Annotated in this window: 4 protein-coding genes; all 4 read left to right on the forward strand. The window is 71.6% G+C overall.

Annotation, left to right across the window (positions count from 1 at the left end; all coding sequences use genetic code 11):
* Nucleotides 1–371: 371 nt before the first annotated feature.
* The 4 genes from ACTMS0_RS19975 (at nt 372) to ACTMS0_RS19990 (ending at nt 15,932) form a co-directional block, all read left to right on the forward strand.
* Nucleotides 372–10,052, forward strand: coding sequence for a calcium-binding protein (locus tag ACTMS0_RS19975; RefSeq protein WP_441156740.1), 9,681 nt, complete (start codon nt 372–374; stop codon nt 10,050–10,052).
* Between the two features lie 584 nt (nt 10,053–10,636).
* Nucleotides 10,637–13,789 carry an OmpL47-type beta-barrel domain-containing protein gene (locus ACTMS0_RS19980; protein WP_441156741.1) on the forward strand — a complete coding sequence of 1,051 codons (3,153 nt, stop codon included), beginning with the start codon at nt 10,637–10,639 and terminating at the stop codon, nt 13,787–13,789.
* 20 nt (nt 13,790–13,809) lie between these two features.
* Nucleotides 13,810–14,775, forward strand: a complete 966-nt coding sequence (locus ACTMS0_RS19985; protein ID WP_441156742.1) for a sugar phosphate isomerase/epimerase family protein — start codon at nt 13,810–13,812, stop codon at nt 14,773–14,775.
* Nucleotides 14,772–15,932, forward strand: a complete 1,161-nt coding sequence (locus ACTMS0_RS19990) for a multicopper oxidase domain-containing protein (RefSeq protein ID WP_441156743.1) — start codon at nt 14,772–14,774, stop codon at nt 15,930–15,932. The genes ACTMS0_RS19985 and ACTMS0_RS19990 overlap by 4 nt, the downstream gene beginning before the upstream one ends.
* Nucleotides 15,933–16,074: the final 142 nt, after the last annotated feature.

A 16,074-nucleotide genomic window follows, 5' to 3' on the forward strand; every position in this document is an offset into this window, starting at 1 on the left:
CTCCGGGGGAGATGAAGGCATCGGCGGTCATCATGACAGCACCGAACACGGGACTGCAATAGTCGAACATCCGGCTGAAAAAGAGCGATAGCTCCGTCGAAACAACGAGATGGAAAACGGTGAGCGCCAGACCGCGCCCCCGACGGGATGGCGAGGACCGCGTACCGATCGGGGCGGTGCCGGGAGCGTTGCGGCGGGCTGGCCGATCCGTGAGCACACTCCTCCGGCACCGCTCGGCTTGCCCCCGCCCGCCGTTCGGTCTGACGCATTGTCACGATGTCGACACAGTCGTTGTGAGCGGGTCCCGCGATCGATGTTCTGGCCCGGACGAGCCGCCGTCATGGACGGCCATCCGAGGAACGAGGTCGCTCATGGTTGCTCTACGACGGCTTGTCGCTGCCGCGGTCGCCACGGTGCTGACAGCGACGATCGCTCTGGTGTGGACGGCGGCACCCGCGCACGCGGACGAGCCGTGGGAGGCCGCCCTCAAGAACCTGATGTCCCGCACCGCGACCTGGGCCGACGGGGGGCTGTCGCGGGTCGGGCTGCTCGGTCAGCCGTTGCCGCTGCTCGGTGTCAGTCCCGGCGCGCTCGTCGACGCCGACAAACTGACCAAGAAGGCGTCCGACGCCCTGGCCGGCGGCCTGACCAAGGACAACGTGGATCTCGGCGGCGGCACCCGGCTGACCAGCTCGGTCACCACAAGCGGCGGCGACCACGTCCTCGACGTGCTGCTGACCACGAAACAGGAGGTGGCCGACAAGAGCCTCACCGTCGGCGGGGTGACGCTCGACAAGGCGGTCACCGTCACCGGCTGGGCCACCCTGCACCTGAAGGCGCGCCACACCGCGTCGGGCGAGACCTACCTCGTCCGCGACGGCGACACCCCGCGCATCGACATCGACGCCGTGGCCCGGCTGCGCGCCGACCTCGACAAGGCCACCGCCTCCATGGGCATCCTCGGTGTCACGCTGACCGCCGGCAGCACCCTCGCCGCCAGCACCCACCTCAAGGTCACCCTGACCGACCCCAACGGCGACGGCCGGCTCGGCTTCGACACCTCCAGCGGCGCGAACACCGGCGAGCTGGGGGCCGCCGGATCCCTCGCCGGTCTCGTCCAGGTGGCGTTGGACGGCTCCGGCGGTGGGCGGATCTCCGACACCGAGACCGAGTCCGGACCGGGCTCGATGCGCGGCGTGATCAAGCTCGGCGCGGCCACCTCCGGCGCTCCGTTCGCCCTGCCCGCCGTGGCCGCGACGGTCACCGTCGACTGGAACGACATCGCCGTCGGAACCCCGACGGTCACCACCACCGGCCTGGACGAGACGATCGCGAAGTTCCGCAACATGAGCCCGCTGGACCTGGCATCGGGGCTGGCCCAGCTCGCCACGCTGCTCAGCGGCGTGCAGCAGAGCGGCCCGGCGGGGAACCTCAACCTGCCCTTCCTGCGCGGCACCTTCGCCGACGCCGCCGCGGTCAACGAGAAGCTCACCGCGTTCCTCCGCAAGCACGTCCACCCGCGACCGCAGGATCCCCACTTCGACCCGGACGAGCACGACCCCGCTCTGGCGGGACAGCCCACGTTCAGCTCCATCCAGCAACTGCTCGCCCTGCTCGCCGCCGAGCAGCTGCCAGTGGACAACCTCTCCTTCGCCGGCGAGAAGCTGGTGTTCCGGGTCAAGCTGGAGCGTGAGTCCACCGTGGAGGTGCCGCTCGACCCCGGGGCCGCGTCCGTCTCCGGCCGTGGTGCGACCTTCACCGCCAACGGCTTCAGTGTGGGCGAGGAACGGTTCACCGCCGGCACCCTCGTCGGTCAGCGCGTCGTTGCCGGCACCTCCGCCGGCACCGTCCTGAGCAACACCGCCACCTCGATCACGCTTCAGCAGAACTGGATCGGCGGGCAGCCGGCCAACGACAGCGCCTGGTCGATCACCGGGTCCAGCCCCAACATCGGAGCCGTCGAGCTCGCCGGCTCGCTCACCAACACCGTCGCCGGTGACAAGAAGGTCGGCATCCGTGCCGCCAACGCCCAGGCGAGCTTCGCCACGGTGAAACCCCGCTACAGCGCTGCCGTCACGCTGGTCCTCGACCTGCGCGACGACCTGGGTAGCCCGGCCGCCAACGCCGACCGGGTGCTGCTGCGCACCGACCCGGCGACGCCGCTCTTCACCGCCGACTTCCCGATCACCACGGCGGTGGACTTCTACGCGACCGCCGGCTTCCTCAAGGTCAAGCTCGGCGGCCAACTGACGGTGGGCCCGGCGACCGCCGGCCAGCGGATGCTCCAGGTCGGCTTCACCAAGGCCGAGGACATCAGCCTCGGCACGTTCTTCCAGCGCCTGAAGTCCGCGCCGACCACGCTGCTGACCGCCACGTCGTCGGTGAAGACCACCGGCCAGGTGAAGGTCAGCGTCCCCGGCGCCACCGGCGCCCTTGGCGAGGGCATCGGCGTGGACGTCAGCTGGACCGCCGGCCAGCAGCCGGTCGTCAACACGTCGGGGCTGGCGGGGCTGTTCGCCGTCGACTTCAACCCCGACGACCCGAAGGCGCTCTTCGCGGTCGTCGTCGAGGCGCTGCGGCTGGTCAACGCCGCGATCTCCCAGTCCGAGGGCGGCACCGGTCCACTCAACACGGAGATCCCGCTGCTCGGCCGCTCGGCCCGGGAGCTGCTCGGCGCCGACCAGAGCGGCGTCGGCAAGCCCGTCACCTTCGTCGCCGACGGGGCGAACTTCCTGCTCAAGGACGGCAGCCGCAGCGGCGACGCCGGGTTCGACCCGCGGCTGGCCGGGCGCACCGTCGTGATCGGCAGCAAGGCGTACCGGGTGCTGGACCGGGTCGACGGGCAGACCCTGCGCATCGACGCGGCCGGCACCCCGAAGCCGGCCGACGGCAGCGCGTACGCGTTGCGCCCCGAACTGGCCGACGCCGTGGACAAGCTGCTCGCCGCGCCGCCGGAGAACCTCCAGGACGCCCTCGACCTGCTGAACAACTCGATCGGCGAGGGCAGCGGGATCAGCTTCGCGCTCGACCAGCGCGCGGGCGGTCCGTTCCTGCGCGTCGGGCTGGACTGGAAGCGCGACGTCCACACCGGCGGTCCGCTCACCTTCGCCTGGGACGGCGCCCGGGAGCTGGTCACCCTGGACAGCTCCGGCACGTTCGCCCTCGACGTGAAGGCCCGCGCCCAGCTGGGGCTGCTACTGCCGCTGCGGCCGGACGCCGCGCCGCTGCTGGACCGGACCTCCTCGGCGAGCGTCACCGTCTCCGGCGGGGTCACCGACGCCGCCATCGCCGCCCGCGTCGGTCCGCTCGCCCTGGATCTCGGCAAGGACCCGGACTTCGCCACCGTCAAGGCCAACCTCAGCGTGGGGCTCGGCGGGCTGACGGCGGACGGACCGATCGGCGGCCTGCTCGGCGTGACACCGCAGTTCACGACCGCCGGCGTCGACTGCGGTGACGGCGTCGGCGGTACCGCGGTGCCGGTCTGCGCCCGGGCACCGATCTTCGTCAACAACTGCGTACCGGCCGACGCCACCAACCTGTTGACCTTCACCATGGGCCTGGATCTGACGCCCACCGCCAACACCCCGAACCTGAACTCCTGCTTCGCCAACCTGGCGTTGAAGCTCACCGACTTCAACGTCGGTATCGACGGCTACCTGGCGAAGGTGGAGGACGCGCTGCGCCTGGCGAGCTTCGACGGCAAGCTGCCGCTCGTCGGTGAGGACCTGCAGCAGGGCCAACGGTTCGTCGCGAAGCTGCGCGAAGACGTCAAGGCCGCGATCGGTCCGGTGCTGGCCAACACCACCCTGGACAGCGCCGGCATGCAGACCGCCCTCAACGACGTCCTGAAGTCCCTGGACCCGGGCGTGAGCGCGGTGGTCGGTTGCCGCAGCGGAGTGGCGACGCCCTGCCAGCCGGAGAACTTCCAGTCCATCCGGATCAAGCTCACCACCTCGCGCGGGGCGCCGTCCGGAGCGGCCGGATGCACGGACGCGGGCGCCAACACCTGCCTCGGTGTCAACGTGCCGCTCGACCTGGGCATCCCCGGCCTGTCGCTGAAGGCGAAGAAGGGCGCCCCCGACGGCATCCAGGCCAAGCTGGGCTGGAAGCTGCACCTGGACCTGGTGCTCGACCGGGACGAGGGCTTCTACGTCCCCACCCACGACGGCGACACGTCCCCCGAGGTGCAGATCGGGGCCGCGTTCGACATGACCGGGGACCTCGCCGCACAGCTCGCGTTCATCCAGGTCAACGCCACCAAGCAGGGCACCGACCCGCTGGTGAAGGCGTACTTCGGGATCGACCTGAAGGGCTCGCCGGGGGAGAAGAGCTGCTTCGACCCGACGGTCACCGCGAACTGCACCCCCGAGGACGACGACAAGCTCACCCTCGCCGAGTTCGGTGACCTCGGCTCGCTGCTCGCCACCGACCTCACCGCCACGGTGAACATCGACTGGAAGCTGGCGGCGGCGGTGAACACCGGCGACGAGGTCGGTTCCGCGATGCCCGGCCTCAGCGCCCGCTTCGGGCTGAAGTGGGGCTTGAAGCACAAGCAGGGCTCGCTCACCGCGGCGGGCGACGGCGTGGAGACACCGCTGCGGGTCACGTTCACCGACATCGCACTCGACGCCGGCGATTTCTTCGACAAGATCCTCAAGCCGGTGGTGGACAAGCTGAAGGCGGTCACCGGTCCGCTGCAGCCGATCATCGACACCCTCTACGCGCCGATCCCGGTGCTGTCGGACCTGTCGAAGGCGACCGGCGGACCGGATATCACGCTGGTCTGGCTCGCCCAGACGTTCAGCACGCTCAGCGGCGGCCCGAAGCTCGACTTCATCCACACCGTCCGCGAAGTGATCAACTTCGTGAACCGGGACCTCGACTGCGACGGCGACGGCTGCTCCATCCCGCTCGGCCAGTTCCTGGTCGACCCGGCCCGGGCCCTCACCACCGAGGCGTCACCCGCGTCCGCGGAGAGCCTGATCAAGCGGGACGACCCGTTCACCCAGGCGAAGACCGACGTCCAGGTCAAGTCGGCGATCGACACCGCCGCCGGCACCGACGGGGACAAGCTGTTCACCCCGAAGGCGGGTGAGACCAAGTCCGTCGCGGCGAAGACCGGCTTCAGCTTCCCCGTCTTCGACAACCCGGCCTCCCTGTTCGGCCTGCTGCTGGGACAGGACGTCGAGCTCGTCAGCTTCGACTCCGGCCCGCTGACGCTCGGCTTCAGCTGGCGGCAGTCCTTCGGCCCGGTCTACGCCCCGCCGCCGGTGTTCGTCACCCTCTCCGGCAGCGCCTCGGTCACCGCCCGGTTCATCGCCGGCCTGGACACCGCGGGCATCCGGCACGCCATCGAGGCCGCGGCCGACGGCACCGCGGTCGACGCGGTCAGCCTCCTCGACGGCCTGTACTTCAAGACGGCCGACAACACCGGCGCCGCCGTCCCGGTCGTCACGCTGCGCGGTGAGATCGCCGCCGGAGCCGAGGTGAGCGTGCTCATCGTCAAGGCCGGCATCCAGGGCGGCATCCGGCTCACCGTCGGCTTCAGCTGGAACGACCCGAACAACGACGGCAAGTTCCGCACCAGGGAATTCCTCCAGGCCCTGCTGGTGAACCCGATCTGCCTCTTCACCACCAGCGGGCAGCTGTCGGTGTTCCTCAAGGTGTACATCACCATCGACCTGGTCCTGTTCTCCAAGACGTTCGACTTCACCCTGGTCGACGCCACCCTGCTCGACTTCCGGGCGCAACCCGACTGCGAACCCGAGCCACCGGAACTCGGCGGCACCGTCGGGGACACCCTGGTGGTCTTCGCCGGCAAGTTCGGCACCAAGGACCAGCGCGGCGACAAGGCCTGGGACAACACGTCCGGCACCTACGCCGGTGACGTCATCAAGGTGTACGCGCTGCACTACGCCGACGCCGACCCCGAATTCGACGGCTTCGCCGTCGAGGCGCTCGGTCGCCGGCAGGAGTTCCTGAACCGGGACGGGCAGCCGCCTCTGACCCGGGTGGTCGTCGACGGGCGCGGCTACTCCGTCAGCGACGCCGCCAAGACGTCCATGTCGATCCTGCTGCTCGGCGACGGCGACAGCGGGGGCGACGGGACGAAGATGTCGCAGTTCGACCAGACCGCGGTGGTGATCGGCTCCGACGGCAAGGACCAGATCCGCACCGGCACCGGCGTCGCGTACGTCGACGGGCGGGGCGGCGACGACATCATCGTCACCGCCGAGACGGGCGGCAAGGCCAGCCGGGTCGCCGGCGGTCCGGGCAAGGACACCGTCACCACCGGCGACGGCGACAACGTGGTGGCCGGCGACAGCGGCCTCGGTGCCGTCGACCGGACCAGCGACACCCCGGTGCAGACCGGTGCCGGCGAAAAGCACCTGAAGGGCCTGGTCGACTGGACAAAGCTGGGTGACCCGACCGAGGCGACGGACGGCGAGACCGACCACGTCACCGTCGGGCACGGCACCAACCGCGTCTACGGCAACGGCGGCGACGACGTGCTCGGCGTACTGGTCAACGACAAGCCCAACGGGAAGAACACGCTGATCGGTGGCCCCGGCGGGGACACCGTCAACGGCGGTAAGGGCGACGACACCATCCACACCTCGGACAGCGGCGTGCCGGCCGACGCCGACCAGCCCGGCAACGGCGACGCCGGGCTGACCAACCGGGTGGACACCGGCGCCGGCCAGGACACGGTGCACGGCAGCGCCGGCGTCGACCTGGTCGTCTCCCACTCGGCCAGCGGCCAGACCGGCCACCTGTACGGGTACGGCGGCAACGACGTCCTGATCGGCGGCTACGGCACCGATCGGCTGTTCGGCGGCCCCGACGAGGACTACGTCATCGCCGAGCCGTCGACGGTCGGCCAGCCCGGCGACCCGGACGGCTACGGCCCGTCCCGGCCGGTCACCCACGACCCGCTGCCCACCGGTACGCAGTCGCAGACCAAGCTGCTCGTCGGCGGTCTCGGCAGCGACCACGTGATCGGCGGCGACGGCGGGGCGACCGTCTTCGGCGACCGGCACCTGCCCACCGAGACCTGCACGGACGCCACGCTCGCCGGCGCCCAGCCCAACCCCTCCGACCAGGGCGCGGCCGACCTCATCCTCGGCGGCACCGGCGTCGAGGTGGTCTCGGCCGGCAGCGGCAACGACCGGGCGGACCTGGGCGGCGGCGACGACCGCGCCTGCGGCCAACTCGGCAACGACACCCTGCATCTGGGCGGCGGCGCGGACCGGGCGTGGGGCGCGGCCGGCGTCGACCAGCTGCACGGCGACGACGGCGACGACCTGCTCTTCGGCAACACCGACAACGACGGGCTGTTCGGCGGCACCGGGACGGACACCGCCGAGGGCAACGAGGGCGGCGACCAGGTCTTCGGCGGCCCGGACGGCGATGTGCTCTACGGGGGTGGGCGTACTCCCGGCACGAGCGACAGCCGGGACCACCTCTACGGCGAGGCGGGCACCGACCGGATCGTCGGGGACAACGGCACCCCGCGGACCGGCGACACCGGACCGGACCCGCTCGACCTGGCCGGTGACGTCCCCGGCGCCGGCGACGGCGACGTGATCTCCGGCGGCGGCGAGAACGACGTGGCGTACGGCGGCCTCGGCGACGACCGGATCAACGGCGACGGCGGGGACGACCAGCTCGAGGGCAACAACGGCGCCGACCTGGTGCACGGCGACCAGGGCCGGGACGAGGTCGTCGGCGGCTCCGGACAGGAGCCGACCGCCGGCACCGGCCGGCCGGACGTCGGCGACCAGTTGTACGGCGACGCCGACACCGACCTGATCGCCGGGGACAACGCCCGCTTCGCGCCGGCCACCGCCGACGCCACCCGGGTCACCCAGGGCCGGGCCGGCCCGCAACGCAAGGTCACCCTGCTCGACCTCGGGTTCAGCCCGGCGGCCGGCACCAGCGGCGGCGACCTGATCTCCGGCGGGGACGCCGACGACGTCATCTTCGGCCAGGGCGGCCCGGACCGGGTGCACGCCGACGGCGGCGCGGACTTCGCCGAGGGCGGCCCCGACGCCGACTGGGTCGAGGGCAACGCCGGTGACGACGACCTGGTCGGTGGCTCCAGCACCGCGTACGACGGATCCGGCGCGACCACCTGGGGCCAGCCGGACACCGCGGACGCCGTCTTCGGCGGACCCGGCTCGGACGCGGCCATCGGTGACAACGGCGCCGTCCTCCGCCCGCTCCCGGGCGAGCAGCCAACCTCGGTGACCGTCCGGCTCGGCGCCGGCGGCGCCCTGTTCGGCCCGCGGATCGTGGTGCTGCTGGACCGGGCCGCGGCCAGCGGCATCCGGTACGGCGGCGACCGGATCAGCGGCGGCGACGGCGTCGACACGCTGTGGGGCCAGGACGGCGACGACGCGCTGACCGGTGACGGCGACGGCGACTACCTGGAGGGCAACGGCGGTGCCGACACCCTGCGCGGCGACAACCCGCTCGGCGCTCCCGGACGCAACACCGTCACCCCGCTGCCCGACCCGGGCTGGCCGGGGACTCCGGCCGCCGCGGGCGACCTGGTCGGCTCGGGCGCACCGGCCGGGCAGGACGACCTGATCGGCGGCAGCACCGCCCCCGGCTTCCGGGACACCGGGGACGTGGTCGAGGGCAACGGCGCCGACGACGTGGTCCTCGGCGACAACGGCTCCCTGCTGCGCACGGTGGTCACCACGAACGGAAGCCACGCCGAGCGGGTCTACACCGAGCGGTACCCGACCGACGCGGTGCCGGACCACGCGACCGTGGCCCGTACCCACGACCCGGCCCTGCCCGGACCGTCCACCCGGTTCTGCACCACCGCCCAGGCCACCTGCGAGCCGGCCGGCGCCTTCGGCGGCGACCAGCTCTACGGCGACGCGGGCAACGACGGGGTGTGGGGCCAGGACGGCGACGACGCGATCCGCGGCGGTGACGGCGACGACGACCTCCTCGGTGAGCTCGGCGCCGACACCCTGTACGGCGACGACGGGCAGGACGCCATCCTCGGCGACCGGGGCGGTGTGGTGAACCAGTACCTCAACGCCGACGACGTGGCGGCGCTGGGCTTCACCACCACGCTGTCGTCGGTGCCGCAGGAGTCGTACACCGGGTTCCGGGCCGGCGACTACGACCGGCGGGTGGACCTGCTGCACGACACCGACGGCGACGCCTGGATCGGCAGCCCCACCTCGCCGTCGATGCCGCACGCCGGCCTGACCGCCGGCGCGGCTGACCTCATCCGCGGCGGCGCCGGGGCGGACAACATCCACGCCGGCTTCGGCGACGACGTCGCCAACGGCGACAGCGGCGGCGACAAGCTGTTCGGGGCGGAGGGCTCGGACGTGCTGTGGGGCGGCAAGGGCTGCGACCCGGCGCGGGACGCGGCCAACCCGCAGTGCCAGGTGAACGGTGCCTTCAGCGCCGCCGCCCGGGGCGACCGCGACCAGTACGTCGACCACCTCTTCGGCGGTGCCGGGGCGACCAGCGGACCGGCGGTGACGGCCGTGCTCGGCTCGGACCTGCTGGACTTCCGCCCGCGTGGCTCGTACCCGGACAACTGCGCTCCCGGGGCCTGGCCGGTGACCACGGCGTCGGGGACGGTCGACCCCTGCCGGTGGTTCGAGATGACCGACCTGGACGACGACGTCGTCGCGGACAACCAGCACCACCACGGCACCGACTGGGTCTACGGCGGCTGGGACCGGGACGTGCTCCAGGGTGACGTGACGGCGAACGGCCCGAACAACGGTGACCGGCTGTTCGACTGGAACGGTGCCTACAACCTCTACACCCACTGCAACGCGGCCTACGGCGGCTTCAACGACGTACGCCAGCACAGCCCGGCCATGCAGAACTTCCTGACCGGGCTGGCCTGGGCCGACGGCGCGGGTCGCAGCGCGGGCGACGTGACCACGGCGGGCACGTCGGCCTTCCTGGAGCTGTCCTACGTCTACCCGCGCGACAACAGGGAGCAGGGGGCGGGGGCGGCCTACCCGAGCACACCGGGGCACTTCGACCAACCGTCCTGCACCGACTGATCCACCGACCGGCCCGGGGCCCGGCTCTCCTGCGAGAGCCGGGCCCCGGCGTCTGTCCGGCGCCGTCGGGCGGCGGCGCGGGGGCATTTCAACCGCCTGTAACGCACTTTCGTTTCACTAGAGGAAAGTGCTGTTGGAGCCGACGAAAGGTCTAGACACGCTCGGGCGAACTTAGTAGTGTCCGAGACACATCGAAGTGTTTCACCGAGATGAACCGGCGGCGCGGTGAGTCTCGATCGTGGTCCCAGGCGGCGCAACACGCCCGGCGGCCACGGCTGGGACCAGGGACGGCACCCCGGGTCGGCGCTACCACAAGCGCCCCGGTGCGGACAACGCGCCGTGGCTTGACCGATGCTCATCCCTTCTGCACTCACACCCCGTCAGCTCCGATGCGGAACCCTGTCTGATCCCGCGCGCGATCCGGCTCGCCGCTGACGTCAGGCACATCCCGTTCCTCCAGGGCGGCCGTGACAACCGGTCACGGCCGAGGACCTCGTGCGGCCAGGGAGGGGCCCACGAGCGGTGAATACAACGTCGTACGCCGAGCAGACGAAAGATTCCTACGGGCCGTGAAAGAGGCAGTTATGAATGGGTTCTCACCGCCCGGCCGGCTCTCGGTGCGCCGGCTCCGGAGATCGATTGCGGCCGGCCTCACGGCGGCCCTGATGATGCTGACCGCTGGACTGGCACCGGCTCCGGCCAACGCGCGTCCGGTCGACGCTGACCGGGCGACGACCGCGGCCGCCACCGCGTCGTCGCAGCAACTCCAGGCCCAGGTGCTCACCTGGACCGCCGGCGACGACTTCCTCTCGTACCTCTCGGCACCCACCACCGCCGTCGCCGGGCCGGCGACGCTCGTGTTCGAGAACAGCCGCGCGACCGGCAACACCACCGGTATGCAGCACACCCTGACGTTCGAGACGGGCAATCCGGCGTACAACAGCGACGTCGACGTGAACATCCTCGCCGACCCGAACGACGCCAACGGTGGCCGGTGGACCGTGGACGTCGTGCTCTCGCCCGGCACATACCGGTACTTCTGCGCGATCCCGGGTCACGGCGGGATGTCCGGCCTCCTGGTCGTCTCCGGAGGTGGCTCGGACACCACGCCGCCGACCGCGTCGGCCGCCGTGTCAGGTGAACGGGACGAGAACGGCGCGTACGTGGGGTCGGCGACGGTGACGCTGTCGGCCACGGACACCGGCTCGGGCGTGAACCGCATCGAGTACTCCCTGGACGGCGGCGCCTACGGCACCTATTCGTCGCCGGTCACGGTGAACCAGCCGGGCCAGCACACGCTGAGCTACCGGGCGACCGACAACGCGGGGAACACCTCGACACCCCAGTCGGTGTCGTTCACGGTCGTGGAGCCACCGCCGCCGGACACCACCCCACCGACCGTGACGGCCGCGGTGTCGGGTCAGCGGGACGACGACGGCGCCTACGTCGGCAGTGCCACCGTCACCCTGTCCGCAGCCGATGCCGGCTCGGGTGTCGACCGCATCGAGTACTCGGTGAACGGCGGCGCCTACACCGCCTACTCCGCGCCGGTGACGGTGAACCAGCCGGGTCAGCACACGGTCAGCTACCGCGCGACGGACAAGGCGGGGAACACCTCGGCGGCGCAGCAGGTGGCGTTCACGGTGGTGGAGCCACCGGCGCCGGACACCACCCCACCGACTGCGACGGCTGCGGTGTCGGGTGAGCGGGACGACAACGGCGCCTACCTCCGAAGCGCCACCGTCACCCTCTCGGCCACCGACACCGGGTCGGGCGTGGACCGGATCGAGTACTCCCTCGACGGGCAGCCGTACGCCGTCTACGCCGCGCCGGTCGCGGTGAACCAGCCGGGTCAGCACACGGTCAGCTACCGCGCGACGGACAAGGCGGGGAACACCTCGGCGGCGCAGCAGGTGGCGTTCACGGTGGTGGAGCCGCCGGCGCCGGACACCACACCGCCGACCGCGTCGGCCGCGGTGTCGGGTCAGCGGGACGAGAACGGGGCGTACGTCGGAAGCGCCACCGTCACCCTGTCGGCCACCGACACCGAGTCCGGCGTGGACCGGATCGAGTACTCGCTGGACGGGGGCGCCTACGCCGCCTACACCGCGCCGGTGACAGTGAACCAGCCGGGTCAGCACACGGTCAGCTACCGGGCGACCGACAAGGCGGGGAACACGTCCGCGGCGCAGCAGGTGGCCTTCACGGTGGTGCAGCCGCCGGCGCCGGACACGACTCCGCCGACCGCGTCGGCCGCGGTGTCGGGGCAGCGCGACGAGAACGGCGCGTACGTGGGATCGGCGACGGTGACCGTGTCGGCCACGGACGCCGGTTCGGGTGTCGACCGGATCGAGTACTCCCTCGACGGGCAGCCGTACGCCGTCTACGCCGCGCCGGTCACGGTGAACCAGCCGGGTCAGCACACGGTCAGCTACCGCGCGACGGACAAGGCGGGGAACACGTCCGCGGCGCAGCAGGTGTCGTTCACGGTGGTGCAGCCGCCGGCACCGGACACCACCCCGCCGACCGCGTCGGCCGCGGTCTCGGGCCAGCTCGACGACAACGGTGCCTACGTCGGTAGCGCCACCGTGATCCTGTCGGCCGCGGACGCGGGATCGGGTGTCGACCGGATCGAGTACTCCGTCGACGGGCAGCCGTACGCGACCTATTCCGCGCCGGTCACGGTGAACCAACCGGGCCAGCACAGCGTCAGCTACCGGGCCACGGACAAGGCCGGCAACACGTCGGGCACCGCGTCGGTCACCTTCACCGTGGTCGCCAGCGGGCCGGAGCCGGACTGCCCCGTTCCGGACACGCGGCCGACGGTATGGCTCGGCACGGTCGACAGCGGCGTACCCAACCGCGTGGTCGACGGTGACTGCACCGTCAACAACGTCATCGAGGACGAGCGGGCCTGGTCCAACCACGGCGAGTTCGTCACGCACGTCACGACGATCGCGGAGCACCTGCACCACCTGGGCGTGATCACCCACAAGGAGCACGGGCGCCTGGTGAGCGCGGCCGGCCGCTCCGGCGTCGGCAAGCTGGACGAGAAGAGCGGCTACCAGCCGCTGCTCGACGGCTCGGCGGCGTCGTTCGCCCGGTGGCAGCACGTCGGGGCGGGGGCCTTCACCCGCAATGCCGACGGATCGATCACCAGCCGTCCGGTCGCCGGCCTCGGCATGCTGTGGTACCCCGTGACGGCGTACGGCGACTTCTCCCTGAAGCTCCAGTGGCGCGACGACGCTCCGGGCACCGGCCGCGCGAACAGCGGGGTCTTCGTCCGCTTCCCCGACGTCCACCGGCACGCCGCCGAGTCACGGCCGGAGTGGGTGGCCATCAAGTATGGCCACGAGCTGCAGATCTTCGACCGGCCCGACGGCGACCAGTACAAGAGCGGCTCGGTGTACGGCTTCGACCGCGTCGACCTGGCCGGGGCCCAGGTCACGCCGAAGGGCACCTGGAACGACTACGAGATCCGGGTGGTGGGCCAGCACTACTCGGTCTTCCGCAACGGCGAGCTCATCAACGAGTACGTCAACACCCCGGACGCGATCTTCAGCCCGCCTCGCGCCGACGATCCCGGCGGCGCCGGACGCCAGAGCGCCAGCGGATACATCGGCCTGCAGAACCACGGCACCGCCGACGTCATCAGCTTCCGCAACGTCCGGATCGCACCGCTCTCCGCGTGCTGCCCGAGCGGAACGGCGTCCGGCAACTCGAGCACCTGCTGCTGACCGAGCGAAGGGAACCAACCATGGCGAAGAACAGAATCGACCGTCGGGCCCTGTTGCGCGGGCTCGCCGGAACCACCGTCGCGGTCAGCGCGGCGAGCCTCGCCGGAGCGCTGCCCGCCGCGGCGTCCGGCGACTCGAACGGGCATCTGATCCCGCGCGGGCACATGGGCATCCAGCTCTACAGCGTCCGGGACAAGATCTCCCAGCTCGGATTCGCGGCGGTCTTCGAGGAGCTGTCCCGGATCGGCTACCGGGAGGTGGAGTTCGCCGGCTACACCCAGGGCAGCGTCGGGCCGATCACCCCGGCCCAGATCCGACAGTTGATCGACGACAACGGGCTCAAGGCCGCGGGCAGCCACCGGAGCTTGAACGACTTCCGCACCAACCTGGAATGGGAGCTCGACGTCGCCGAGACCCTGGGCATGCCCGCCGTCGGCACCGCCCAGGCGCCCACCGGGAATCGCACCATCGCCGGGTACCAGGCGGCCGCGGCGGAGTTCAACGCGTGGGGCGCCGCCGCCGCTGCCCGGGGAATCAAGCTTTACCAGCACAACCACACGATCGAGTTCAGCTTCGCGGTCGACCGGCCCGACGTGCGGCTGTACGACCTGTTCCTGGAACTCACCGACCCGCGCTACGTGTACCTGGAGATGGACATCCTGTGGGCGTACGGCGGCGCCCGCAAGTACCCGGGCTTCCGCCCGGTCGACTACGTCAACGCCCACCCGCACCGCTTCCCGCTGTTCCACGTCAAGGACGGCGTGCCCCTGCCCGACCCCCAGCAGGGCAATTCCTACGTGGACGTCGAGTTCGGCGACGGGGTCATCCCGTTCCCCGAGTTCTTCGGGGAGCTCAAGAGTGGCGGCCGCTTCGGCTACCTGTGGGAGATGGACCGGGCACCGAGCGCCCAGCCGAACCCGCCCGGCTCGCTCGGCGCAGCCGAGCGCAGCTACCAGCGCATGGTCGAGCTGCGGGGTGACCGGTGACCGCGTCGGCCTGGCGGCTACCCGAGACCGGCCCCGCGCCGGAGCCCGGCCGTTCCGGCCCGAGCGCGCGCCGACTGCTGATCGTGGCGGCCATCGTGCTGCTGACCGTCATCGGCGCCGGCGGGCTGGCGGCGGCCGGCGCCCCGATGGCGTTCTTCGCCGAACGGCCGGACGGCTGCGCGAAGCCGGACCGCAGCATCCAGCTGTACGCGGTCGAGCTGCCGAAGGACGGCACCCAGATCCGGCTCGGTTACGGCCTTACGCCGGAGACCGCCTCCTACCCGGGACCGACGATGGAGATGATGGAGGGGGAGTGCCTCGCCATCACCCTGCACAACCAGGTGCCCGCCGCGACCCTGGAGCAGCTGCGTACCAACCCCAGCCATCCGCTGGGTGTCTCGCTGCACGTGCACGGGGTGAAGTACACGCAGCTGTCCGACGGCACGGTGCAGAGCAACTCGTTCGTGCCTCCGGGCGAGTCGCGTACGTACACCTGGTTCGCCCAGCAGCGGAACAACCGGACCGGGGCGCAGGGCACGGCGGGTTACTGGTGGTACCACGACCATGTCGTCGGTGGCCCGCACGGCACGCAGGGCCTGGGCGCGGGGCTCTTCGGCGGGCTCGTCGTACGGCGGCCGGGCGACCCGAAGCCCGACCGGACGTACGTGTCGGCCTTCGGTGACCGGCAGAGCATCAACCTGCGCCGCGGGGACGCGACCGACACCTGTGACCAGCAGAACCCGCAGCCCGGGCCGACCTGCCTGGTCGCGCGGAAGGGGGAGAAGGTCGAGTTCATCGTCATCGGCCTCGGCAACGAGATGCACACCTTCCACCTGCACGGGCACTCCTGGGCGGACACCCGGACCGGCGTGGTGAGCAACGGGCAGCCCTTCGCCGACTCGGTCCCGGTCATCGACAACAAGCCGCTCGGTCCCGGCGACTCGTTCGGCTTCACCGTGGTGGCCGGCGACTCGGTCGGCCCGGGGCACTGGATGCTCCACTGCCACATGCAGTTCCACTCCGACGCCGGCATGTCGACGATGCTGCACGTCCTCGACGAGTCCGGGGCGATGCCCCCGGGCCACGACCACCAACACACCGCGGCGCACGCCGCCTCGGCGCCCGCCGTCGACGGCGGCGAACACCAGCACAACTGACCGGTCGGTGGCTGCTGGTTCTCCCTGAGGACCAGCAGCCACCGGACCCCCACCCACCCGCCGACACCACCGATACCGCCGCACCGGCCGCCCGACGGGTGGCGCCGACGGTCGCGCACAGCCTGCTCCGGTGAACGCCGCA

It is taken from the genome of Micromonospora sp. H33, from assembly GCF_052068455.1.
Lineage (GTDB): Bacteria > Actinomycetota > Actinomycetes > Mycobacteriales > Micromonosporaceae > Micromonospora.